We start from the raw sequence: 23,137 nt of genomic DNA, 5'->3' as shown, positions 1-23,137 counted from the left end.
ATGACAACAACAATTCGGATATCGGTTAGACCTTTGGTGGAGTATGTGTACCGCAGTGGCAGCATACGTCCAGGGTTCCGGACCAATGCCTCGATGCAGGAGGGAACTCGAATCCATCAACGCGTACAGAAGGAGTACACCGAAGAGGATTTAAAAGAAATCGTACTCGAAGCTGCGATTCAACATGGCGATCTGACCTATGTGGTGGAAGGTCGATGTGATGGCCTGATCCGGTTGGAAGGTCAGTTAACGGTGGATGAGATCAAATCGACTGCGGGCAATCTGGATGATCTGGGAGAGGGTCTTTCCGTACACTGGGCGCAGGCTATGATGTATGCGTACATGTACGCCGTTCAGCAGGATGAACCGCGGATGCAGGTTCAGCTTACGTATGTGCATTCGGTGACCCATGAAGAAAGACGATTCCGCCGAATGGCAGAGCGACAGGAATTGGAGCAGTTTGCGGCAGAAGTGATTGCCGGCTATGCGCCATATGCAGAGATGATTGCTGCGTATGAAGAAAAGCGTGATATCAGTGTAAAAGAGCTGCCGTTTCCTTTTCGCAAATATCGGGAGGGACAGCGGAAGCTGGCGGGTGCCGTATACAAGACGATTCGTGAGGGTCAGGGATTGATGGCCAAAGCACCAACAGGCATCGGTAAAACGATGTCCGTGCTGTTTCCCACCGTCAAAGCGATTGGTGAAGGCGAAGCCAACCGATTGTTCTATCTGACCGCGAGGACGACGACACGGGTGGCGGCAGAAGAAGCTTTTGCCCGGATGCAATCGGAAGGATTGAAGATGCATGTGATCAGTCTGACCGCGAAGGACAAGATTTGTTTTAAGGAAGAGGAAGCTTGTGATACGGGGCAGTGCGGCATGTGTGAAGGATATTATGACCGTATTAACGGGGCTGTGCTGGATATGCTGGAACATGAGACATTAATGACACGTCCGGTCATTGAGCAGTATGCGCGCAAACATCGGGTGTGTCCGTTTGAGTTTTCACTCGATGCGGCGTATGCAGCCGATGCGGTCATTTGCGATTATAACTATATTTTCGATCCACGTATCTCTTTGAAACGAATGTTGGAGGAGCAGAAGCGCAAGACGGTGTTATTGGTGGACGAGGCACATAATCTGGTCGATCGTGGCCGAACGATGTTTTCCGCTGAGTTGGAGAAGGCGGTGTTTCTGGATGTGAAAAGGGAGTTCCAGACGCTGGGCAGCAGTGTGCCAGCTGCCAAAGCCATTGTTGATTACACGGGAGCCATTGATAAGTATCTGATTACCCTTCGCAAAAATGGTGGCGAAGAAGGAAAGATCATACAGCAGGAGGCACCAGAGGAACTGATTGAACGGCTGGAGCCTTTTGTCATGGTTGCGGAGCAATGTCTTGTGGAAGGTGGATCGGGGAATGCTGAGACGGATCAGCTGCTGCTGGATGCCTACTTCACGGCACAGAATTTCCTGCGTATTGCCAAGCTGTATGATGAACGATTTATTACGTATGCAGAGTGTGTTCGAAGTGAAGTGAGAGTGAAGTTGTTCTGTCTCGATCCTTCCGTGCTGCTTCGTCAGACGGCCAAAGGATTCCGCTCCCTCATTCATTTTTCGGCCACATTGTCACCCCTTCGCTATTATCGGGATATGCTGGGTGCAGAGGAAGAGGATTATACGTTGCAGATTCCATCGCCATTTCAGCGTGAACAACTGGATGTAAGGCTCCTGCCCTTATCTGTGCGTTATAAGGACAGGGAACAGTCACGGCGTCCCATTGCAGAGATGCTGCAACAGCTGGTAAGCGAATGGCCGCGCAGTAATCTAATGGTGTTCTTCCCTTCTTATCCTTATATGCGAGAGATCTATGAAACCTATACACAGCTTCCGAATGAAGCGGATACGGTCATACAGAAGCAGGGCATGAACGAATTGGAACGAGAGCAGTTTTTGGATGGATTTCAGCCAAATCCTGAACGTACACGATTGGTATTTGCCGTCATGGGTGGCGTATTCTCGGAGGGTGTCGATCTGCCGGGAGATCGCTTGAATGGCGTCGTTGTGGTAGGTGCGGGGCTCCCGCAGATTGGTCTGGAGAACAACGTGCTTCGTGATTACTATGATCGGACAGGGCGTAACGGATTCAATTATGCCTATATTTTCCCAGGTATGAACAAAGTGCTGCAGGCAGGTGGACGGCTAATTCGGACGGAGGAAGACAAGGGTGTGCTGGTGTTGGTCGATGATCGTTTTACACAGGAACCGTATCGTTCGCTGCTGCCCGAGGAGTGGCATGACTATAAGCGAATTTGATGAATGAACTACGGATGAAATGATGCATGTAGCATTTATTTTTCGATTTTCTTTCCTGTACATGATTGAAGGGTAGGGTGAAAGGGTTATAACTTGGTTAGCAACGAACGAACAACGGCGAATACCCTATCCGTTCCGCGGTCCGCTTCGAAAGCAATCAAGGAGGTCGGTTATAATGAAGAGAAATCATACCATGATGCAGTTTTTTGAGTGGCACTTGGCTGCAGACGGAGATCATTGGAAGCGACTGGCTGAAATGGCCCCGGAACTGAAAGCCAAAGGCATTGACTCGGTATGGGTACCTCCCGTAACCAAAGCAGTGTCTGCAGAAGATACAGGTTATGGTGTATATGATCTGTACGATCTGGGCGAATTTGATCAAAAGGGTACCGTACGCACTAAATATGGCACCAAGCAAGAACTGGTGGAGGCCATTGCCGAGTGTCAGAAGAACGGAATCGCCGTCTATGTGGATCTGGTCATGAATCACAAGGCTGGAGCAGATGAGACGGAAGTGTTTAAAGTGATTGAGGTTGATCCCAATGATCGAACGAAGGAAATCTCCGAGCCGTTCGAAATTGAGGGTTGGACCAAATTTACATTCCCAGGGCGTGGGGATCAATACTCCTCCTTTAAGTGGAACTCCGAACATTTCAATGGCACGGATTTTGATGCCAAGGGAGAACGGAGTGGTGTATTCCGCATCGCAGGTGAGAACAAGAACTGGAATCAGAATGTCGATGATGAGTTTGGTAACTACGATTATCTGATGTTTGCCAATATAGATTATAACCACCCGGATGTGCGGCGCGAGATGATCGATTGGGGGAAATGGCTGATCGACACACTCCAATGCGGTGGTTTCCGGCTGGATGCGATCAAGCATATCAACCATGAATTCATTAAGGAATTCGCAGCAGAGATGATCCGCAAACGCGGTCAGGATTTCTACATCGTAGGTGAGTTCTGGAACTCGAACCTGGATGCGTGTCGTGAGTTCCTTGATACGGTAGACTATCAGATCGACCTGTTCGATGTGTCTCTTCACTACAAGTTGCATGAGGCTTCTCTTGCCGGAAGAGACTTCGATCTGTCCAAAATATTTGATGATACCTTGGTTCAGACCCATCCTACCCATGCGGTAACCTTTGTAGATAATCATGACTCCCAGCCCCATGAGGCGTTGGAATCATGGATTGGAGACTGGTTCAAACCGAGCGCCTATGCGTTGACGCTATTACGTCGCGATGGTTATCCGGTTGTATTTTACGGAGATTATTACGGCATTGGTGGACCTGAACCTGTGGATGGCAAAAAAGAAATTCTGGACATTCTGCTGTCTGCCCGTTGCAACAAGGCGTATGGAGAGCAGGAAGATTATTTCGATCACGCCAATACGATTGGCTGGGTACGTCGTGGTGTAGAGGAAATCGAAGGCTCTGGTTGTGCGGTGGTCATCTCCAACGGGGATGACGGTGAGAAAAGAATGTTCATCGGAGAGCATCGTGCTGGTGAAGCCTGGGTAGATCTGACGCACAGCTGTGAGGATCAGATTACCATTGAGGAAGACGGCTGGGCCACCTTCCATGTATGCGGTGGAGGCGTCTCGGTATGGGCTCTTCCGGAGCAGGATGAGGACTGCGCTGACGCTGAGTAATGGCATAGTGCTAGGCATGATAAGAAAAGATATACCGATCGCTATGAAAAAAGTATATAGATCGTTGAACCACCTGAACAGGCGAGCAAGCATGCCTGTGTTCAGGTGGTTTTTTTGCATTTTTCTATGAATAAGGAAAACTTCATCCTAACGAACTCAACACGCCTTATTACCACTGAATTAGCGTTATTGAAATTCTAACGAATCTCAGTAACCTTATTACTCTCAAAAACGATTGAAATAGCGCGGATAGGAGCAACATCACCAGATTAACGCGTTTGAGATTCGTTAGAATACTGGTAACTCGGATTTCAACCGAATAAGGCCTCTCAGATTCGTTAACTTAACGTGGGTTAAGGCTCGCCGCATAGGCACACGAATCACTTCTACAAGTGAAAACATGAAATGAGAAAGGAACACTTCGGTTCCACATCTTAATACATGGTACAATAATCCAACTATGGAGTGTTAGAAAACAAAATGAGAGAACGTAATAAGCGATATTTTTTGCAGAAGATGGAGAAGAGGAGGGATGGCATGAGCCCCAAAAGAAAGATGAACCGTTTCTTCCCGTTGGTGGTGTATCTATTTGTATTAGCCATGTGTCTGGGGGCTTGCAGTTTGGGAGCAAACCAGGGGCCGGCGGGTGAACCGAAGCGAACTGATGAGTATACGTTGAATTCGGAGCGAAGAGACTTAAAAGAGCGGGTTACGAAGAACCTTGAGTCTTTTCAGACGAACTCGCCTGATGATTATACTTTGACTGCAACGGTGGATGTGAGTCATGAATCCGGAGTTGATCGGATTAATTATGAGATTTTGGTGAATGAGGCTCGGGTGTCCATGGTTAATGTCATTCAGTCCTTCACCCTCGATCCCAACATGATAAATCGAATAAATGCTGGAGAGTTATTTCATTCCAATGTGAGCAATACACACGAGATTAGTTTAGAGTCTGACAAGGAACCGCTTGGATTGAGTTTGAGCAGAAGTTACGTCTTGAAGCCAAAGGCGGAGATCGACAGCAATATCCTCCAGCGTTATGCAGATATGTATATCAAAATTTCCTATGGCCCAAATGATCAGCGAACGGAAGATTATTTTCATGTTCAGGCCGAGCCGTCTCCAAGGACGATTGAGTATATGAAGTCATTGGAGAGAGATTAGATTAATAGAAAGGCAGCATCCGCCAGTTCCGTATGAGGAATCTGAGTAGACGCTGCCGGTTATCTATTTAAGATAGTAAGGTTATTACTTTTCAAAATACTGATTCATCGTATCCCACATTCGATTGAACTCACTTCGTTCCATTGAAAATGCTCCAGGCTTCTCAGGTTTATGATGAGAAGTTGGCTCAAAGTTTAAGTATTCATGGTGTGTAGTACACTCATAGTTTTTGCTGTTAATGAGGAATTCAACTCTATCCTTAAAGGGTCTTTCCAGTAATTTAACCACCATGATGTCTCCACTACTGGTGCTTCTTGCAGGAGAGTATATCAGAAAGTAACCTTGTTCAATTCGATATTCCATAGCAATGACCTCCATTAGAATATAGATCGAATACGATAGTATCCGATACCCTCTTTCCGTTTACCTACTCCAACTCAAATGATTCCAACGTACCAACCATCCGTAGATCATGCTCGCGGTTGAATTGTTTCCGGTTGTCCGCATCCGCGTATTCATCATGATAATGCATCAGTACGGTTTTCCGTCTCACTTCGGCGGGTAACTGCTCCAGATCCTTTAATGAAGTATGGGATTTGATCACCAGATCATGCATATGGCATTCATGGAAAATCAGCTGCACATCAGCGGCGATCTGCTCCACCCGTTCCTGGTCGAGTGTACTGTCTGCACTGTAATAGAAGTAAGGCTTGGCGAGTAGCCCATTGCTGACCATACCGGGAACATGCTGCGTCCGAAACGTCTCAAACGTCACGCCGCCCAGTTCAAATGTGCCTCCGTCTGGCAGTGGAACGACATCGTAGTAATCGCTCATGGTACGTTCACCATCCGTTGTATAGCGCATGCCGGGGGATAGAATGTTCCAGAGCGGATCTACCAATTGTTCGTGGATGAACAGACGGGGTTTGCGGTCGCCTACGATCTGTGCGTAATAACCCAGCATCTGAACACCATTAATATGATCCTCATGCAGGTGGGTAATGAACACATTGTGAATATCGGTCATGGCGAATCCATATTCCTTAAGCGCTTTTGCATTCGATTCTGGAAAATCAATGACCAGATGCGTCTCTCCGAATTCAGCCAGCATACTATTGTGATGCTGTTCCACGCTGAACATATCTCCTGTGCCGAGAAAAGTAATTTTCATTCAATTTCATCTCCTTGTGTGATCTTCAGATCAGCATCCTTGCGTTAAATTCAGTATACCTTGTTCGCGAATATATGCCTAAATCAACCTTTTTTGATAACGCTATCATTTTATATTGAACTTTGATGGCAAACAGTGTAGCGTAAAGATGGGAAGTGAACCCATATGAACGTAAACTCACCTAAAGGGAGCGTGCGAGGCGAATGAAATCTTTTCTGGATGAACAATTTTTGCTGCACAATGAAACGGCGGTCAAGTTATATGAGGATTATGCCAAAGACATGCCGATTATTGACTATCATTGCCACCTCAGTCCTCAGGAGATCTACGAGAACAAAACCTTTGGCAATCTTACAGAGGCCTGGTTATACGGTGATCACTACAAATGGCGGCTCATGCGCGCGAACGGAATTGAAGAGCAATATGTAACTGGCGGGGAAGGAGTGACCGATTACGATCGTTTTCTGGCTTACGCCAAAACGGTACCCATGATGATTGGTAATCCGCTGTACGCGTGGTCTCATCTGGAATTACAGCGATACTTCGGTGTCTACGAAGTTCTTAATGAGACAAGCGCACCGGCCATCTGGGAAAAAGTAAATGCCAAACTGAACAGTGACGGATTCGGTGCACGTGATATGATTACCAAATCCAATGTCACTGTTGTATGCACAACCGATGATCCTACCGATTCTCTGGAGTATCATCTGAAGATTCAGGAGATCGAAGGTTTTGATACAGCCGTATTGCCATCCTTCCGTCCGGATAAAGGGCTGGAGTTGAACCGCGATACCTTCACCGAATGGGTGGGCAAGCTGTCACAGGCATCCGGCACCGCGATTTCAGATTATGAATCCTTCCTTACTGCGCTGGAGTCCCGTGTGGAATTCTTCCATTCCGTAGGCGGCAGAGTCTCTGACCATGCACTCGATTATGTCCCTTACGGTGTGGCTACACGAGAAGAAGCAGGTGTGATTTTTGCAAAGGCACTTGCAGGTCAGAAGGTCACTCGTGAGGAAGAGGACAAATACAAGACGGTAACACTGACGTTCCTCGGCAAACTGTATGCAGAGCGGGGCTGGGTGATGCAGTTCCATATTAATGCAGCCCGCAACAACAACACGCGCATGTTGGCTAAGCTTGGGCCGGATACCGGTTATGATGCGGTGAATGATACACCGTTGTCGTCAGCGATGATTGGATTGCTCGATGCGTTGGAGCAGCAGCAGGCTTTGCCCAAAACGATTTTGTATTCCTTGAATCCAAGGGATAATGAAGTGCTCGCTGCGATTATTGGCAGCTTCCAAGGCGGGGGCATTCCTGGCAAAGTCCAGCTTGGTGCGGCCTGGTGGTTCAATGATACAAAGGACGGCATGCTCGCTCAGATGAAAGCACTGGCGAATGTTGGTCTGCTCAGCCGATTTGTCGGCATGCTGACCGATTCACGCAGCTTCCTGTCCTACACACGGCATGAATATTTCCGTCGGCTGGTCTGCAATCTCATTGGTGAATGGGCTGAACAGGGCGAGGCACCGCAGGATATGGAGCTGCTCGGACAGATCGTACAGGGCATTGCTTACAACAATGCGAAAGAATATTTCCCGTTTGCCTCAGTGCTTAAAACGGTCTCAGTTTCACAATCTTGATGCTCAACAAGTGCACCTAATCACGCAAGTTATACAATAACAGAGCTATCTTGTTTCTTCTTTTCCATCGTAATAAAAAGCTCCCATTCTATATCCGGGTCTTCATCCACCGGAGTATAGAATGGGAGCTTTTTTTTGTAATTTGGATTCAGGGCATTGCACATAATAAGGATAACGAGCTCCAATGACGGCAAAATGACAACCCCCATAACAAGCGCATATAAGCTCTTGTTATGGGGTTATATTGGTTATTTTTAGATGTTTGACATTGGCTTCTTTCGAGAATATACTTAGTATACCTAATTAATTGTACATCTATTTAATTGTGATGCTATTTAATAGATGTCCTATGATGTTGGATGTCTATGGAATGATAAAGAAAGAAGGAGGAACCCATTATGACTGGTATAGATCCGGTCGCTCAGAAGCTTTTGTACTCCATCATGCAGTTTAATAAAGGCAAATGGAGGCAACATAAACCTCATGGGCGCAATCACAATGAAATTATGGTGCTCGGTTGTTTGCTCCACGGGATGCATCCGGGAGAGCGGTTGAATTGGCAGGATAACCCGCCTGATTTCAATGACACGATCCAATCCAATCATCCCGGGATGAAAGTCTCGGAAATCAGCGCCTTGCTACGAGTGAAATCACCGACCATTACACCGGTGATTCGAGGTCTTGAGGACGAAGGGTTGGTCGAACGGACCATGGACCCGGAGGATCGACGTGCAGTGCGCATTACGATTACCGAAGCAGGCCGTGCTATTATTCGGGCTGCTCACGAAGAGCGCATGCAAATATTCAACAAGTTGGTTGCGCATCTGGGTGAGGACGATAGCCTTCAATTGGCCGAGTTGTTAACCAAGGTGTACACCTTTTTTGATACATTGCCTTCCCTGGAAAAAGATGATTCGACACAAGGAGATGATACGCCATGATGAAACTGTTTCGCATGCTGAAGCCATACCGAATTCCGATTATCTTCATTCTGGTTTTGGTACTGTTACAGTCGCTTGCTGAATTGTACCTGCCTACACTAATGGCGGATATCGTGAATGACGGCATTATTAAGGGAGATATCCCGTATATCTGGCAGATTGGTGGGTGGATGCTGGTTATTGCGATTGGCGGAACAGCATGTTCGGTAATTGCCAGTTACCTCTCATCCCGCACAGCGGGTGGATTTGCCAAACAACTGCGCAGCCGAGTGTTCCGCCATGTGGAGAACTTCTCTCTCCAGGAGTTCGATAAGATGGGTACTGCTTCACTGATTACGCGTACGACGAATGATATTACGCAGGTACAGAACGTACTTACGATGATGCTGCGCATGATGATTATGGCTCCGCTCATGTGTATCGGGGGTATCTTCATGGCGGTATCTCAGGACGCCAAATTATCTACGATCTTCCTGGTTGTGCTTCCTGTACTGGGTGGAGCCATTGCTTTGATTGGTGCCAAGGGTTTACCTTTGTTCAAAACCATTCAGAAAAAGCTGGACCGACTCAACCTGGTGCTGCGGGAGCAATTAACAGGGATTCGGGTTGTTCGTTCCTTTAACCGCGGTAAGCATGAGCGTGTACGCTTCAATGGGGCCAACACGGAACTGCGGGACGCTTCGATCAAGGTCAATGTGCTCATGGCGACCATCATGCCTGTAATGATGCTGGTTATGAACTTTTCGATGATTGCGATCCTTTATTTTGGTGGTTTGCGGATCGACAGCGGCAATATGAACATCGGTTCACTGATTGCCTTCATTCAATATGCGATGCAGATTATGTTTTCACTGATTATGGTTTCCATGATCTTTGTCATGATTCCAAGAGCTTCGGCATCGGCAGAGCGGATCAACGAAGTGCTTGATATGCAGCCGGATCTTAGTGATCCCGAGCAGCCGAGTGGCATGAAATCCATGCAGGGTATGATTGAGTTCGATAATGTAACCTTCCGTTATCCGGGTGCAGAGAATGCAGCTTTGTCTGGTATTTCCTTCACAGCTCGCTCAGGTGAGACGACAGCCATTATTGGCGGTACGGGTTCAGGGAAATCAACATTGCTCAGTCTTATACCACGATTCTACGATGTCACTGAAGGTAGTGTTCGGGTAAATGGTACGGATGTGCGTGAGCTTCGGCAGGAGAATCTACGTGCCAAAATTGGCTTTGTACCGCAGAAGGCAGTCCTCTTCACGGGTACGATTACGGAGAATATCCGTCACGGGAAAGACGATGCCACAATGGATGAAGTTGTTCATGCAGCCCGTACGGCTCAGGCAGAGAACTTCATTACGGAGATGAAAGACGGATATGACAGCCTTATCGCACAAGGCGGTAACAACGTGTCTGGTGGACAAAAGCAACGTCTGTCCATCGCTCGCGCACTTGTTCGCCGTCCGGAAGTCTATATCTTTGATGACAGTTTCTCTGCTCTCGATTTCAAAACGGATGCTAAACTTCGTGCTGCGCTGAAGTCCGAAACGACAGAAGCGGCTGTGCTGATTGTAGCCCAGCGCGTAAGTACAGTAATGGATGCCGATCGCATTCTAGTGATGGATGAGGGCCGAATTGTCGGTTCAGGAACACATAAAGAGCTGCTGGAGCACAATGAAGTGTATCGCGAGATTGTATCCTCCCAGCTGACAGAGGAGGAGATCGCATGAGTGAACGTACAGAACGCAAGTCGCCTCGTCCCCCTGGTGGGCCGGGTCCTGGTCCCGGAATGGGCATGCGACCTCTCGCTGAGAAAGCGAAAGATTTCAAAGGTACATTGCGGCGCTTGATTCGGTATCTCAAGCCCCATAGCTCTCGTCTATTGGGTGTGCTGGTCGCAGCCATTCTGAGTACCGTATTCAGCATCATCAGTCCAAAGATCATGGCCGAAGGAACAGATATTCTCAGCCAAGGTGCCATTGCCATCCTTCAAGGTGTACAGGGGGCGGGGATTGATTTTCCTGCATTGATGAAAGTATTATACCTGCTTGGTGGACTCTATCTGTTCAGTGCTGCATTTATGTATGTTCAGCAATACCTGATGGCCGGTGTGGCCCAGCGTGTTGTGTATGACATGCGTGAGCAGATCAGTGCGAAAGTCGGACGTCTTCCTTTGAAATATTTTGACTCCCGCACGACTGGGGAGACGCTTAGCCGTGCCACGAATGATGTGGACAATATCAGTAATACACTTCAGCAAAGTTTGGCACAGTTCATCACGTCTATCGTAACGATTGTCGGCGTAATTATCATGATGCTGACGATTAGTCCATGGATGACCTTGATCACGATTTTGACGCTGCCACTCAGTGTGGTTGTTGTCATGCTGGTTGCATCTCGTTCGCAAAAACACTTTGCAGGTCAACAGAAATCCCTTGGGGAACTGAATGGTCATGTCGAAGAGATGTACACGGGGCACAAGGTCGTCAAAGCATTTGGACGCGAAGAACAGTCGGTACAGCAATTCGAGAAGGTCAATGAAGAGCTGTATGAATCCGGCTGGAAAGCTCAGTTTATCTCCGGTATTATTATGCCGCTCATGAGTTTTGTCGGTAACCTGGGTTATGTACTGATCTGTGTGGTCGGTGGGATCTTCGTTACACGCGGTTCTATCTCCATCGGGGATATTCTGGCCTTTACACAGTACTCCCGTCAATTCACACAACCGATTAACCAGATTGCGAATATCTCCAATATTATTCAATCGACGATTGCTTCGGCGGAACGTGTATTCGAGTTGCTGGATGAAGAGGAAGAAGTTCCAGAGTCCAAACAACCCATGCAATTACAACAGCCTAAAGGTGCGGTTACGTTCCAAGGTGTTAATTTTGGATATAAAGAAAATGAACTGCTCATTCATAACATGAACATTGATGTGAAACCGGGACAGACGGTAGCCATTGTTGGACCAACGGGAGCCGGTAAAACCACCCTGATCAACCTGTTAATGCGTTTCTACGAAATCCAGGATGGTCAGATTACGATTGATGGTGCCAATATCGAGGACATGGAACGTGGCAAGCTGCGCAGCCTGTTTGGCATGGTGCTTCAGGATACCTGGTTGTTCAACGGAACGATTCGGGACAACATCGCCTATGGTCGAGAAGGTTCTACGGAAGAGGAAGTCGTCAAGGCAGCCGTTGCGGCACATGCGGATCACTTTATTCGTACATTGCCTGATGGTTATGACACAGTGCTGAATGAAGAGGCATCGAACATCTCTCAAGGGCAGAAACAGTTGCTGACGATTGCAAGAGCAATTCTGGCGAACCCAGCCATTCTCATTCTGGATGAAGCGACGAGTAGCGTGGATACACGGACCGAAGTATTTATCCAGAAAGCGATGAATGATCTGATGAAAGATCGCACAAGCTTTGTCATTGCACACCGTTTGTCTACCATCCGCGGCGCCGATCTGATCCTGGTTATGGATCATGGTAACGTGATTGAACAGGGCAATCATGAAGAATTGATGGCAAGTCAGGGCTTCTATGCGGATCTGTATAACAGCCAGTTTGCGGAGCAACAACCACAGGCAATCTGATTACAGATGTAATTAAAAAGAATAGCCGGGAGCACCCTAGTAGGGGTTCCCGGCTATTTTGTCGTATCTTCAGAGGATTGATGCTGAGATATGAATTAATTATTTACTGATCCTTAGACTCTTTCGCAGGTTCATCTGCCCCGTTGCTAGAGATCGACTTCACTTCTACTTTCGCGTCGTCGCTATTCACTTCCTCCAGTGCAGACGGAGCGGGTTCACCCGGGATCAATTCGCGCTGCTCAATCATGCGTTTGACGACTTCATAACAGTCATCGACATGTTTGTTACCCACATAGCGCATGGCCGTAAAGCTGAGTGCGGCAGCCAATCCTTGTCCTGCAAAGGGGACAAATTTGGCGACCGATTTGGTGGCTACGCGTACGCCGACTCTTTTTAGAACCTGTACCACCAATTCCTTGGTAATCATACGACCGATGACTTTGCTTCCGATGGACATCACGAATCCATAGATCATGGATTTGGTCTCGGGGTCCATACCGTCCAGCTGTTTTTGCGATAATCCGAATTTATTGTTAATGGCAGGCAACAGCTGCATCAGCATCCCCACATCAGCCAGTACGTCTGTACCGGGCAGTGGAACGAGTGTTGTACCTGCGGAAGCGGTAGCTCTTTTGCGAACCATGGTACGGCATTCCTTGCGAACTTGCTCCAATTGTTCCAACGTTGCCGGAATCATAGGGAATCCCTCCATTCGTATATGGTATAGATATAACCGTTTTGACTCATTTTGAATGGGTTCTCACCAGCAAAATTTGCAACCTTATGACATAAGGTGTGGAGAAACCTTTTCTCTCATGCATACTATTACGAATGAATGCCGATTAGGATGCATACCTGATTGGGAAAACTATTCTGGATCATGATGAGCGAGTAGCGCAGGGCTTGTTTACGGCTTCAACCTTTGTGGGTAAAGGGCAACAAGCATTGGAATGGAGGAAGAGAAGGATGGAGTTTAACAAAGCGTTGTTAATTCATCATCATCATTCGGGCAAGGCTAATCGTGAGAATACAGTGGGTATGGTGGCTGGTGTGCTGGCTCCTGCTGTTCACGAACTCGTCATTGTGCGCACGGATGAACCGGGTGAGGGAGAGAAGCTGTGTCGTGAACGCGGGGAACAATTCGATGTGGTATTTATCCTGGGTGGGGATGGCACGGTACATGAATGCGTGAATGGACTGGCTGATCTGCAACATCCTCCGTTGATTGGTGTATTGCCTGGAGGCACCTGTAATGACTTTGCCCGTTCGCTCGGCATTTCACCGGATGCAGAGACAGCGGCACAAGAAATGCTGGCAGGTCGGGTGGTATCCATTGATGTTGGACGAGCTAATGATCGGGTGTTCACAAACTTTTTCGGTATTGGCTTAATCAGTGATGCATCGCAGAATATTAACGAGAATCTGAAAGGCGCACTGGGTAAGCTCAGTTATTTTATCAGCACGTTGCAGACAATTAGTCATACAGAGCCGTTTCGATACCAACTGGAGGCGGATGGGAAAGAGATGGAAGGCGAAGCTGTGATGATCTATGCAGCCAACGGCCGTTTTTTGGGAACAAATGCCCTGCCCTTTGCACCGGATGCGTTGCAGGATGGCGAACTGGACGTGCTCATTATTCATGAGACAGGCATCCCGCTGCTGCGAGAGATACTATCACACAAACCGGAGGGAGATTGGCAACCCCAGAGTGAGAGCATTTCATACTTCAAGGCATCTACGCTAAAAGTGAAGACAGATGCGCCGATGTCAGCCGATACGGATGGCGAATTATATATGAAGACACCCGCCGAGCTGTCGGTGCTGACGGGTCATCTGAAGTTTCTAACCGGGGAGGGTTATTAAATCCCCCGGTTTTTTGGTTTGATTTTGACTGATCGGAAACTCAATCATTCCCTGTCTGATCTTTCATATGACGTTGTCTAAACTCATCCTCCAACATGCTCATCTGAATCGCATCATGGTATTGATGATTGTAGAACAAGACATCTCGCTTCACACCCTCGCGCTGGAATCCAAGCTTCTCGTACGTGCGAATGGCTCGCTCGTTGAAGGCGTACACCTCAAGCTCGATTCGATGCAAGTTACAGATGCCGAAGCCGTAGTCCAGCATAAGCAGCAACGCCTCGCTACCATAGCCTTTTCCTTGCTGCTCCGCCTGATCGATGGCAACCCGGATGTGTGCACTGCGATTTTTGGCATGCATGTCCATCAGGACGACATCTCCGATGATCTGGTCATTTTCCTGCAAAGCAATCAGTAGCATCAGTCTGGAGTCATCCTGTGCTGCATTCTCAACGTAACGTTCAACCTGAGTGCGTGTAAAACTGTTCTGTGTACCCGTCATCCTGCGCATCTCGGCATCAAACAGGCTGGGGAAATAAGCATCCACATCTGTAATCTCGAAAGGACGCAGATATATGCGCTTTGTTTCCAGTAGACGGGGGATACGTGGGGATGGTTTTGAATGTGACATAAGTTGTTTCCTCCTATGGGTTCAAGCGTGTGACAGACTGAGAGTGTCCTGCCTCTTAAAGTTGGCGTTACATATTGATGATGACACGAGTATATCCCAATACTGTATACTTCCAAATATACAGTTTAAATAAATTTCACAGGACAGATGAGGTGCAGTAGCATGATTCAATTGCCGAAGCTGGATGAGAACGATAGTGCGCCAATATATGTACAGCTCTCGGATCATATCAAAAGGGAGATCATTCACGGGGAATGGGTTGAGCATAGCCGATTGCCTTCGGTGCGAAAGCTTGCGGAGATGCTTGGGATAAGCACCACTCCGGTGGAATGGGCCTATCAACAATTGATCGCTGAAGGATACATATACAGCCAGCCACGTCGTGGCTATCGTGTTCGTGCCATGGTAGACAGCTACCATGGCATGCAAATCGAGAAAACAGATACACAGACAGTCGAACAGCCCCCCAAGAATTGGACGACTGGGTCAGATCATCAGACCATACACCCTACCAGAGCGGTTCAATATGATTTTCATATGTCACGCAATGATTTCAGCCTGTTTCCAATTGCCAAATGGCACCAATATGTTAATCGAATCTGGCGGGAAGAAGCGAAGGAGCTATTGTTCTATGGAGACCCTCAGGGAGAATGGGGGCTACGATGTGAGATTGCTGTCTATCTTGCGCAGTTCAGGGGAGTCAGCTGTTCTCCCGAGCAGATTGTTGTGGGCGCTGAACAGCATCTGCTGATGTCCCTTTTAGCACAGACCCTGCTTCAAAAGGGAGGATCGCAGCAATCCATTGGTGTAGAGAATCCTGGATACCGACTACTACCCGGCACATTCCGAAATTATGGTTATCAGGTTGTCCCAATCTCTCTGGATTCTGATGGCTTAAACTTGACGGAGCTGGAACAGGCCGGAGTAAAATTGGCAGGTGTGTCACCCTCTCACCAATTTCCTTTAGGTATGACCATGCCGATTACCCGCAGATTGGCATTGCTGGATTGGGCGGAACGAACAGAGGCATACGTTATCGAGGATGATTACGATGGGGAGTTCCGGTATTATGGACGGCCAATCCCTTCCATGCAAGGTCTACGTGAGGGAAGTCGCGTGATCTATATGGGTGGTTTCTCGCAGGTGCTCGCACCTGCTCTTTGTATCCATTACATGGTACTTCCGAGAGAATTAATGGATGATTTTCGCGAAATGTATAAGACTATTCTATTCGAGCAATCAGCTTCCCGGCTCCATCAACGGACATTGGAGATGTTCATGCGTGAAGGTGAACTGGGCAAGCATATTCGTAAAATGCGTAATGTCTACAAACGAAAGCATGACCTGATCGTTCAGGCCATTCAGATGCATTTTGGAGATCGGGTTGAAATAAGGGGCCAACATTCTGGATTCCATCTGGTATTGCGAATGGCGACCAAACAGTCAGCCAAAGAATTGGTAACCATAGCGATAGAGGCAGGGATACAGATCAGTTCAACGGAATATTTGTGGGCGAACGGGAGCGAACCGGCAGACAGCAAAAGAGAGTTCATTATCGGTTTTGCCGGAATAGAACCGGAACGCATTGACCCGGGTATTGCCGCATTGGCTAGAGTCTGGGGCGATTATTAGTTACGCTTAACCGCTCCATCCAGAAACAGGGCTACCAGTTCCTGTGCAAGTTCCTCAATGCTGCCGCCATTCATGTTACGCACATCTTCGCGGTTCGCGAGCATGAGCAGTGACGTAAAAGCATGGGCAAGCAGCATGGGGTTCCCGACACGCAAATAACCATTGTCCATCTCCTGCTGGAAGTGGGTTGCAAGCACTTCAAAAATGCGCACCTCGGCTTCCCGAATCTGGGCGAGTTGCTCTGTGTTCAGATGTTTCTCCGCTTCTCGCATCATGGTCTCCGTTTCAATATGGGAGTGCTGCATCTTCGCTTCCGCAACCTTGATCAGCCGCTCTTGCAACGTACCAGGTTCATCCAGGCGTAGCGAAGTCTGCTGCATGCCCATCGCCATCATGCGGGTTATGGCAACGGTGAACAGATCGGCTTTGCTGGAGAAGTGATAATAGATCGATGCTTTGGTTACATTGCATAAGGAAGCAATCTGTTGGAGAGAGACAGGTTCATACCCGTACTCCATAAACAGACGTGAAGCAGTCATCAATATGTTGGATTGCACAGATGCTTGATCCGCACCCGTTTTGGGTCTGCCCGGTGACCGGGGAATGTTTGTTTTTTTGCTCATGGGTACATACCTCTTTACGTATTTAATTGCTTGTCAGACGTGTTCACAAAAATAACGATTGCATAATTAACCTTCCGGTATATATAATTAACTCGATTATACTATGACCCGTGGTTCATTTCTATAACATCACAAAAATAGGGCCTCATAGAAACAATATAGGGAGATGAAGAGACAATGCAGGAAGGTTCGGGTTATGGCCGCTGGGTTGCTGGCAAACGAAGCAAATGGATTACGCTGTTAGTATGGATCATTATCGCTGTTGTGCTTGGTATGGTATGGCCTGCTGTAGGTGATCGTGAAACCAATAACGCACAGGATCTGGGTGAATCCAAACCATCGGTTCAGGCAGCTGCACTTGCTGAGAAGGAATTTCCCGGCGGTGAAGGATTGCCCGCGCTGATCGTATGGCGTCAAGCCGGCGGTCTGACGGATGAGCAGATTCAGAACATTCAGGCATTAACGGAGCGACTGGATCAAGATCCGGTAGAACAACAGCAGTCCGTTGTGCCACTTTATCAATTGCCACCACAGGCATTGAAAGGCCAGCTTTCGGAAGACGGAAGCACCTTGGTTATGCCACTTTTCTTCAATGAGGGTGCCGATTCGGAACAATTGAAGGAAGGTATTGAAGCACTTGAGCAAAAAACACAAGACATCTTCGGGGCGAACCCGTTCGATGTAGCTATAGATGATACCAATACATTGGTTGCCCGTGTGACAGGGCCAGTAGGGATATCCATTGACGCAAGCGGACTGTTCTCTTCCGCCGATGTATCCTTGCTAATCGCTACGGTTGTACTGGTATTAGTCCTGCTGTTGTTGATCTATCGCTCGCCGGTACTGGCGATTATCCCGATCATTGCCGTTGGATTCGCATATATGGTGACAAGCCCCATTCTCGGATTCATGGCGGATCAGGGCTGGATTACGGTGGATGCACAGTCGATCTCGATCATGACCGTATTGTTATTCGGAGCAGGAACGGATTACTGCCTGTTCATGATCTCCAGATACCGCCAAATTCTCTATCATGAGCCGGACAAAAAGAAAGCCATCTTCCAGGCAATCACCGGATCTTCCGGCGCCATTGCCATGAGTGGATTCACGGTCGTTGCAGCACTACTGGTGCTGTTGCTGGCTGAATATGGTGCATATCATCGCTTTGCCGTACCATTCAGTCTGTCCATCTTCATCATGTTTATTGCAAGTCTGACGCTGGTTCCGGCGCTTCTCGCAATCTTCGGTCGGGGTTCATTCTACCCGTTCGTACCGCGTACACATGAGATGGAAGTCGAACGTGCGAAGAAAAAAGGCAAACCGGCTCCTGCCCCGCGCAAAGTGAAGGAAAGCTGGATTGGCCGTATTGTAGTAACGAAGCCATGGACCGTTCTTGCAATTACGTTGGTATTGCTGGGAGGACTGGCGGCGTTCTCTACTCAGGTGAAATTCACCTATGATCTGTTGTCTTCATTCCCGGAGGATGTACCTTCCCGCGAAGGTTTCACCGTCATTGGCGAACAATTCTCCCAAGGTGAGCTGGCTCCAGTCAAAGTGATCGTTGATGCCGAAGGCAAAGAAACTGATCTGAAGCAACGTCTCGAATCACTGGATTACATTAGCAAAGTAGGCGATGCTCAGCAGGGTGCCGAGAATGCCAACATTACCGCCTTTGATGTGGAGTTCAATCTGAATCCATATTCCATGGAGGCAATGCAGCATATCCCGGATCTGCGAGCTACTGCGGAACAGGCGCTTCAAGATGCCGGAGTAACCAATGCGGACAGTAATGTCTGGCTCGATGGTCAGACGGCTGAACAGTATGACATTGAAGTGGCTGGAGAACGGGATGCCAAGATCATTATTCCAGTGGTCATCGGCATGATTACTTTGTTGTTACTATTATACTTGCGTTCCGTTGTGGCCACGGCGTATCTGATTGCAACGGTCGTTCTGTCGTATTTCTCTGCACTGGGTCTGGGTTGGATCATCATTCACTACGGACTTGGCGCAGATGCCATTCAGGGAGCGATTCCGCTGTATTCCTTCGTATTCCTCGTGGCACTGGGTGAAGACTACAACATCTTCATGATCTCTAGCATCTGGCAGAAACGTAAAACGATGCCGCTTCGTCAAGCGATCAGAGAAGGTGTTGGCGAGACAAGCTCGGTTATTACATCTGCAGGTCTGATCTTGGCAGGAACATTTGCGGTACTTGCTACACTGCCAATTCAGGTGTTGGTGCAGTTTGGTATTATCACAGCTGTTGGTGTGATGTTGGATACCTTCCTGGTTCGTCCGTTCATGGTGCCAGCGATCACAACATTGCTGGGCAAATGGGCTTTCTGGCCGGGCAAGTATGTTCCAATTGCAGAGAAGAATGAAGAGAAACAGAACCAGTCCATGTAATGCATGGATTGGGTGAGATGGACGGCGGGGCTTCAAGCCCGCTGTCCATTTCTTTATTTTTATAGCAATGAGAGTAGAACGGTATGTCCTCCTGAGATGGAATGGTGGAACTGTAAAATATCCGCAGGATGAGGCGTGATCCTTGTTTTCTTTGTATGGGGAAGGTTTACGTAGCCAAGGGTTTTGGGACATAATAGAGGAAGCGTCGGCTTAGGGCAGACGGATGAATCAACAACAATGGGACAACCAGGGGAAGGATGAAAGCAAGCATGACGAACCAACTTAATGTGTATTTTAACCATGACGGCGGCGTGGATGACCTCGTATCGCTGTTCATGCTTCTGCAAATGGACAATGTACATGTAACCGGGGTATCGGTTATTCCGGCAGACGGATATCTGGAGCCAGCAACAGATGCCAGCCGTAAAATCATCGATCGTTTCGGTACATATTCCGTAGAGGTATCCAAATCCAACTCCAGAGGGAAAAATCCATTTCCTGCGGCGTGGAGACTGCACTCCTTCTATGTAGATGCACTTCCTGTACTGAACGAATCCGGCAAAATGGAAGCGCCACTTTCTGCTGTTCCGGCACACCAGCATCTGATCGAGAAAGTGCGCAATACCGAAGGCAAAACGTTGCTTCTGTTCACAGGCCCACTGACGGACCTTGCGCGTGCACTGGACGAAGCACCAGACATTGAAGAGAAAATCGACAAGCTGGTATGGATGGGCGGAACATTCGAGCGTGGTAACGTAGAAGAGCCTGAGCATGACGGCACAGCTGAATGGAACGTATTCTGGGATCCGGAAGCCGCTTACCGTGTATGGCAGAGCGGTATCCAGATCGATCTGGTTGCACTGGAAAGCACAAACAAAGTACCTCTGACTCCAGCCGTTCGTAACCGCTGGGCAGCAGAGCGTCGCTTTGAAGGCGTTGACTTCTTGGGTAACTGTTACGCAGGTTGTCCGCCACTGGTGTACAGTGAGACGAATTCCACATACTATCTGTGGGATGTGCTGACAACGGCTTCCGTTGGACGTGAGGACATCGTGAAGAAGAAAACTGTAAACTGTATTGTCATCCCGGATGGTCCTAGCCAGGGCCGCACGGTGGAGCAAGCAGACGGACGTCCAGTACAACTGGTGTATGATACCGATCCGGAAGCGTTCTTTACGTACATGACGGATTTGGGTAAAAAAGCTGCTCCGCAGCGCTACTAATTTAGGCAGCCTTAAGGCTTGCCATCTGTAAAGGTACAACAAAAATAAAGCCGCAGGCAGTGTCCGGAAATGGGATTGACCCCATGATTCCGTCCCTGCCATGCGGCTTTTTTTGTTGTGGGCTGATTTTATAGATTGAACTAATTATTTTACACGAGAACGTAGAGGGCAGAAATAACCTGAAGAAGCGAAGCTAAAAGCTTTCTGCAAGAAAGCTACTTCGTAAGCATGTACTTCGCCTTTATCCTCAGATTTTCACCATTGTAAAATTGAATCAAAAAATCTGAGAATAACAGCGATCGGAAGGTTGTTCTGTCATCGAAGTGGCAAGTGTGAATATTCTTTAGTTCAATCTATATAGCATTCTAAGCTGCCCGCTATATTTTAAATCGACTAATCAATCCGTTCAGCTCACTGGACAATACCCGTAGGGATTCTGCGGATGCACTCATCTCATCCATGGATTGCAGCTGGCTTCCGGTAGCATGTGACACCTTCTGGATACTCGAAGAGGATTCCCGCGAGATATGCTCCATGTCCTCCACGGAAGCGGACACTTCTTCTGCACTGGCAGACAGCTGCTCGGATGCTGCGGATACTTCATGCAGACGTTCGTTGATTGTCTCAATCCCGGTATGAATGGATGTGAACGAACGGCCTGCCTCCTGAACGACAGTGAGACCGGACTGTACAGCTGTTGTACTGGCTGACATATGTTCCGACAACAAGGCAGTCTGGCGTGTCATCTCGGCAATTAGTTCGGTTACATGCTGGGACGATTGCTCTGATTCCCCCGCAAGCTTGCGAACCTCTGAGGCAACCACTGCAAACCCGCTACCATACTCTCCCGCACGAGCCGCTTCAATACTCGCATTAAGTGCGAGCAGATTGGTCTGTGAAGCGATGCCTTTCATTAGATGTGCCACTGACTCAATTTTATCAGAGTACTGCTCTAGCTGGGAGGTGGAGGCTACCATCTGTACATTCGCCTGGTGAATTTTGTCCATACTGTCCATCGCTGTGTTGATGTTGGCTTGACCTTGTACTGCGTTATTGGTCGTTTCCTGTGAGACATCCGCGACCATAGAAGAAGAATTCGCAATGTGCTGCATGCTGCGCGTAATCTCTTCCATCGCTACCGTAACTTCGCCTGCACGGGCCACCTGTTCAGCAGCTCCACTGGCCGTATGATTGGTATGCTCGGCAATACGCTGACTAGCTTCGGCAGTTGCCTGTGAATGTTTGGATACACCTTCTGCAGCCTGTAGCAGAGAATCGGAGCTTTGACGGATACCGGTCATGACATCACGGGTACCTGTGACCAGATGTTTGAATTCGGAAGCGAGCTGTCCGACCTCGTCCTTTCGTCCAAGTTCGACGTTGACAGTCAGGTCGCCTTTTCCCACTTCGGTAATCAATTTCTTGAGTTTCACCAATGGACGGGTCAAGTAGTGGGCGAAAACATACACCAACAAGACACTGAGCAGCACAATCGCCAGCGCTGTCCAGATCATGGTCATACGGTTGCGAGACATCAGTTCATAGACCGCAGTGGAGTCCAAGTCAGCACCAACCAGACCAAGTAGTTCCCCATTGGCTCCATGGATAGGTACATAAGCTGTAATGGTTGCCCCGTATTCATCCTGGGTCAGATCACCTCGTACAGGTTCATTTTGCTCAAAAGCCTGCAACATGCCTTCATAATGGTTCTCTTCAGGAGAACCGTATGGCGAGAAATCATCCTCTGCCACATCGGCAGCGGCCCCATCCACAACATAGAAATACGTAGCTGTTCCGTTTTCTTCGCGTGTACCAAGTGTGTACAGATACTTCAACCCATTGGCCTCGCGAAGCTGGCTAAGCTGTTCGCGTAATGTACCATAATAGTCCGTTTCGTCTTGTCCCGTGCTTAGTGGCGCATACAGGGAGGTGTCGATGGACTGTGCTGCCCGTTCAGCTACAGCCTGTGCCTGCATCCCCATCGATTGCTCGACCAGTTGAGCCGATGAACGGTACATCGTAATGCCAAGAACCGCACCCGCGGCCAGCATCAGACAGGAAAAAAATAAAAAGATCCGCATAAACAAACTGTTCATTGGTAAAAGTGTTCCCCCTTGATCTGTTGGATGAATCGTCTCTTTGTCTCTTTACTTTGGTGCTGATCGTTCTTTTTTGGTTCGTATGTATTGTATTTCCAATCTTCACTTTTCTACTTGAAATATCGGCATCGGGGCGATAAAGAATTAGCTCCCGAGTCAATTTG

Annotated in this window: 17 protein-coding genes; 11 read left to right on the top strand and 6 right to left on the bottom strand. The window is 48.2% G+C overall.

Features of this window, described 5'->3' with window-relative positions; translation table 11 throughout:
* From NYE45_RS28335 to NYE45_RS28325, 3 genes are all read left to right on the top strand, one after another.
* Entirely contained in the window at nt 1-2,313 is a 2,313-nt protein-coding gene (locus tag NYE45_RS28335) for an ATP-dependent DNA helicase (RefSeq protein ID WP_340014841.1), read from the top strand.
* Between the two features lie 175 nt (nt 2,314-2,488).
* Entirely contained in the window at nt 2,489-3,970 is a 1,482-nt protein-coding gene (locus NYE45_RS28330; protein ID WP_340014840.1) for an alpha-amylase, read from the top strand.
* 537 nt (nt 3,971-4,507) lie between these two features.
* Entirely contained in the window at nt 4,508-5,137 is a 630-nt protein-coding gene (locus NYE45_RS28325) for a hypothetical protein (RefSeq protein ID WP_340014839.1), read from the top strand.
* 84 nt (nt 5,138-5,221) lie between these two features.
* On the opposite strand, the gene NYE45_RS28320 is transcribed toward NYE45_RS28325, so the two are convergent.
* Together NYE45_RS28320 and NYE45_RS28315 are read right to left on the bottom strand one after the other, a co-directional pair.
* On the bottom strand, nt 5,222-5,500 hold the full coding sequence (locus tag NYE45_RS28320) for a hypothetical protein (protein ID WP_127548836.1): 279 nt from the start codon (nt 5,498-5,500) through the stop codon (nt 5,222-5,224).
* A gap of 64 nt (nt 5,501-5,564) precedes the next feature.
* The gene (locus tag NYE45_RS28315) at nt 5,565-6,308 is read right to left on the bottom strand and encodes an MBL fold metallo-hydrolase (RefSeq protein WP_340014838.1); all 744 of its coding nucleotides are present in this window, start codon (nt 6,306-6,308) and stop codon (nt 5,565-5,567) included.
* A gap of 203 nt (nt 6,309-6,511) precedes the next feature.
* Here NYE45_RS28315 and uxaC point away from each other — a divergent pair, with 203 nt between their 5' ends.
* From uxaC to NYE45_RS28295, 4 genes are all read left to right on the top strand, one after another.
* Entirely contained in the window at nt 6,512-7,954 is a 1,443-nt protein-coding gene (gene uxaC / locus NYE45_RS28310; protein WP_340014837.1) for a glucuronate isomerase, read from the top strand.
* A 398-nt stretch (nt 7,955-8,352) separates the two neighbouring features.
* Nucleotides 8,353-8,895 carry a MarR family transcriptional regulator gene (locus tag NYE45_RS28305; RefSeq protein ID WP_062836811.1) on the top strand — a complete coding sequence of 181 codons (543 nt, stop codon included), beginning with the start codon at nt 8,353-8,355 and terminating at the stop codon, nt 8,893-8,895.
* On the top strand, nt 8,892-10,619 hold the full coding sequence (locus NYE45_RS28300; protein WP_340014836.1) for an ABC transporter ATP-binding protein: 1,728 nt from the start codon (nt 8,892-8,894) through the stop codon (nt 10,617-10,619). Before NYE45_RS28305 ends, NYE45_RS28300 begins: the two co-directional genes overlap by 4 nt.
* A complete protein-coding gene (locus NYE45_RS28295; RefSeq protein WP_340014835.1) occupies nt 10,616-12,493 on the top strand; it encodes an ABC transporter ATP-binding protein in 1,878 nt (625 codons plus the stop codon). The genes NYE45_RS28300 and NYE45_RS28295 overlap by 4 nt, the downstream gene beginning before the upstream one ends.
* A 103-nt stretch (nt 12,494-12,596) precedes the next feature.
* Here the strand turns inward: NYE45_RS28295 and NYE45_RS28290 are convergent, their stop codons facing one another.
* Complete coding sequence (locus NYE45_RS28290) at nt 12,597-13,190, bottom strand: hypothetical protein (RefSeq protein WP_340014834.1); 594 nt, start codon at nt 13,188-13,190, stop codon at nt 12,597-12,599.
* A 269-nt stretch (nt 13,191-13,459) separates the two neighbouring features.
* Between NYE45_RS28290 and NYE45_RS28285 the strand changes: the two genes are divergently transcribed.
* Nucleotides 13,460-14,356 (top strand): diacylglycerol kinase family protein, encoded by an 897-nt coding sequence (locus NYE45_RS28285; protein WP_340014833.1) that lies wholly within the window; start codon nt 13,460-13,462, stop codon nt 14,354-14,356.
* 40 nt (nt 14,357-14,396) lie between these two features.
* Here NYE45_RS28285 and NYE45_RS28280 read toward each other — a convergent pair whose 3' ends face one another.
* Nucleotides 14,397-14,987, bottom strand: coding sequence for a GNAT family protein (locus NYE45_RS28280; protein WP_340014832.1), 591 nt, complete (start codon nt 14,985-14,987; stop codon nt 14,397-14,399).
* Nucleotides 14,988-15,149: 162 nt separating this feature from the next.
* Here NYE45_RS28280 and NYE45_RS28275 point away from each other — a divergent pair, with 162 nt between their 5' ends.
* Nucleotides 15,150-16,619, top strand: coding sequence for a PLP-dependent aminotransferase family protein (locus NYE45_RS28275; protein ID WP_340014831.1), 1,470 nt, complete (start codon nt 15,150-15,152; stop codon nt 16,617-16,619).
* On the opposite strand, the gene NYE45_RS28270 is transcribed toward NYE45_RS28275, so the two are convergent.
* Complete coding sequence (locus tag NYE45_RS28270) at nt 16,616-17,242, bottom strand: TetR/AcrR family transcriptional regulator (protein WP_340014830.1); 627 nt, start codon at nt 17,240-17,242, stop codon at nt 16,616-16,618. The genes NYE45_RS28275 and NYE45_RS28270 overlap by 4 nt on opposite strands.
* 177 nt (nt 17,243-17,419) lie before the next feature.
* On the opposite strand from NYE45_RS28270, the gene NYE45_RS28265 reads away from it, so the two are divergent.
* Nucleotides 17,420-19,651, top strand: a complete 2,232-nt coding sequence (locus tag NYE45_RS28265; RefSeq protein WP_340014829.1) for an MMPL family transporter — start codon at nt 17,420-17,422, stop codon at nt 19,649-19,651.
* Between the two features lie 269 nt (nt 19,652-19,920).
* The gene (locus NYE45_RS28260; RefSeq protein ID WP_017691781.1) at nt 19,921-20,874 is read left to right on the top strand and encodes a nucleoside hydrolase; all 954 of its coding nucleotides are present in this window, start codon (nt 19,921-19,923) and stop codon (nt 20,872-20,874) included.
* 377 nt (nt 20,875-21,251) lie between these two features.
* On the opposite strand, the gene NYE45_RS28255 is transcribed toward NYE45_RS28260, so the two are convergent.
* Nucleotides 21,252-22,970, bottom strand: a complete 1,719-nt coding sequence (locus NYE45_RS28255) for a methyl-accepting chemotaxis protein (protein WP_340014828.1) — start codon at nt 22,968-22,970, stop codon at nt 21,252-21,254.
* Nucleotides 22,971-23,137: the final 167 nt, after the last annotated feature.

The organism is Paenibacillus sp. FSL K6-1318, assembly GCF_037976905.1.
Lineage (GTDB): Bacteria > Bacillota > Bacilli > Paenibacillales > Paenibacillaceae > Paenibacillus > Paenibacillus amylolyticus_A.
This window is presented reverse-complemented; position numbering and strand designations above follow the sequence as displayed.

What these genes read in the sequence shown, in the direction of transcription:
- NYE45_RS28285 (WP_340014833.1), top strand. Translation starts at nt 13,460, where the DNA reads ATGGAGTTTAACAAAGCGTTGTTAATTCATCATCATCATTCGGGCAAG.
- NYE45_RS28335 (WP_340014841.1), top strand. Translation starts at nt 1, where the DNA reads ATGACAACAACAATTCGGATATCGGTTAGACCTTTGGTGGAGTATGTG.
- NYE45_RS28320 (WP_127548836.1), bottom strand. Translation starts at nt 5,500, where the DNA reads ATGGAATATCGAATTGAACAAGGTTACTTTCTGATATACTCTCCTGCA.
- NYE45_RS28330 (WP_340014840.1), top strand. Translation starts at nt 2,489, where the DNA reads ATGAAGAGAAATCATACCATGATGCAGTTTTTTGAGTGGCACTTGGCT.
- NYE45_RS28300 (WP_340014836.1), top strand. Translation starts at nt 8,892, where the DNA reads ATGATGAAACTGTTTCGCATGCTGAAGCCATACCGAATTCCGATTATC.
- uxaC (WP_340014837.1), top strand. Translation starts at nt 6,512, where the DNA reads ATGAAATCTTTTCTGGATGAACAATTTTTGCTGCACAATGAAACGGCG.
- NYE45_RS28315 (WP_340014838.1), bottom strand. Translation starts at nt 6,308, where the DNA reads ATGAAAATTACTTTTCTCGGCACAGGAGATATGTTCAGCGTGGAACAG.
- NYE45_RS28265 (WP_340014829.1), top strand. Translation starts at nt 17,420, where the DNA reads ATGCAGGAAGGTTCGGGTTATGGCCGCTGGGTTGCTGGCAAACGAAGC.
- NYE45_RS28275 (WP_340014831.1), top strand. Translation starts at nt 15,150, where the DNA reads ATGATTCAATTGCCGAAGCTGGATGAGAACGATAGTGCGCCAATATAT.
- NYE45_RS28325 (WP_340014839.1), top strand. Translation starts at nt 4,508, where the DNA reads ATGAGCCCCAAAAGAAAGATGAACCGTTTCTTCCCGTTGGTGGTGTAT.
- NYE45_RS28295 (WP_340014835.1), top strand. Translation starts at nt 10,616, where the DNA reads ATGAGTGAACGTACAGAACGCAAGTCGCCTCGTCCCCCTGGTGGGCCG.
- NYE45_RS28260 (WP_017691781.1), top strand. Translation starts at nt 19,921, where the DNA reads ATGACGAACCAACTTAATGTGTATTTTAACCATGACGGCGGCGTGGAT.
- NYE45_RS28270 (WP_340014830.1), bottom strand. Translation starts at nt 17,242, where the DNA reads ATGAGCAAAAAAACAAACATTCCCCGGTCACCGGGCAGACCCAAAACG.
- NYE45_RS28305 (WP_062836811.1), top strand. Translation starts at nt 8,353, where the DNA reads ATGACTGGTATAGATCCGGTCGCTCAGAAGCTTTTGTACTCCATCATG.
- NYE45_RS28280 (WP_340014832.1), bottom strand. Translation starts at nt 14,987, where the DNA reads ATGTCACATTCAAAACCATCCCCACGTATCCCCCGTCTACTGGAAACA.
- NYE45_RS28255 (WP_340014828.1), bottom strand. Translation starts at nt 22,970, where the DNA reads ATGAACAGTTTGTTTATGCGGATCTTTTTATTTTTTTCCTGTCTGATG.
- NYE45_RS28290 (WP_340014834.1), bottom strand. Translation starts at nt 13,190, where the DNA reads ATGATTCCGGCAACGTTGGAACAATTGGAGCAAGTTCGCAAGGAATGC.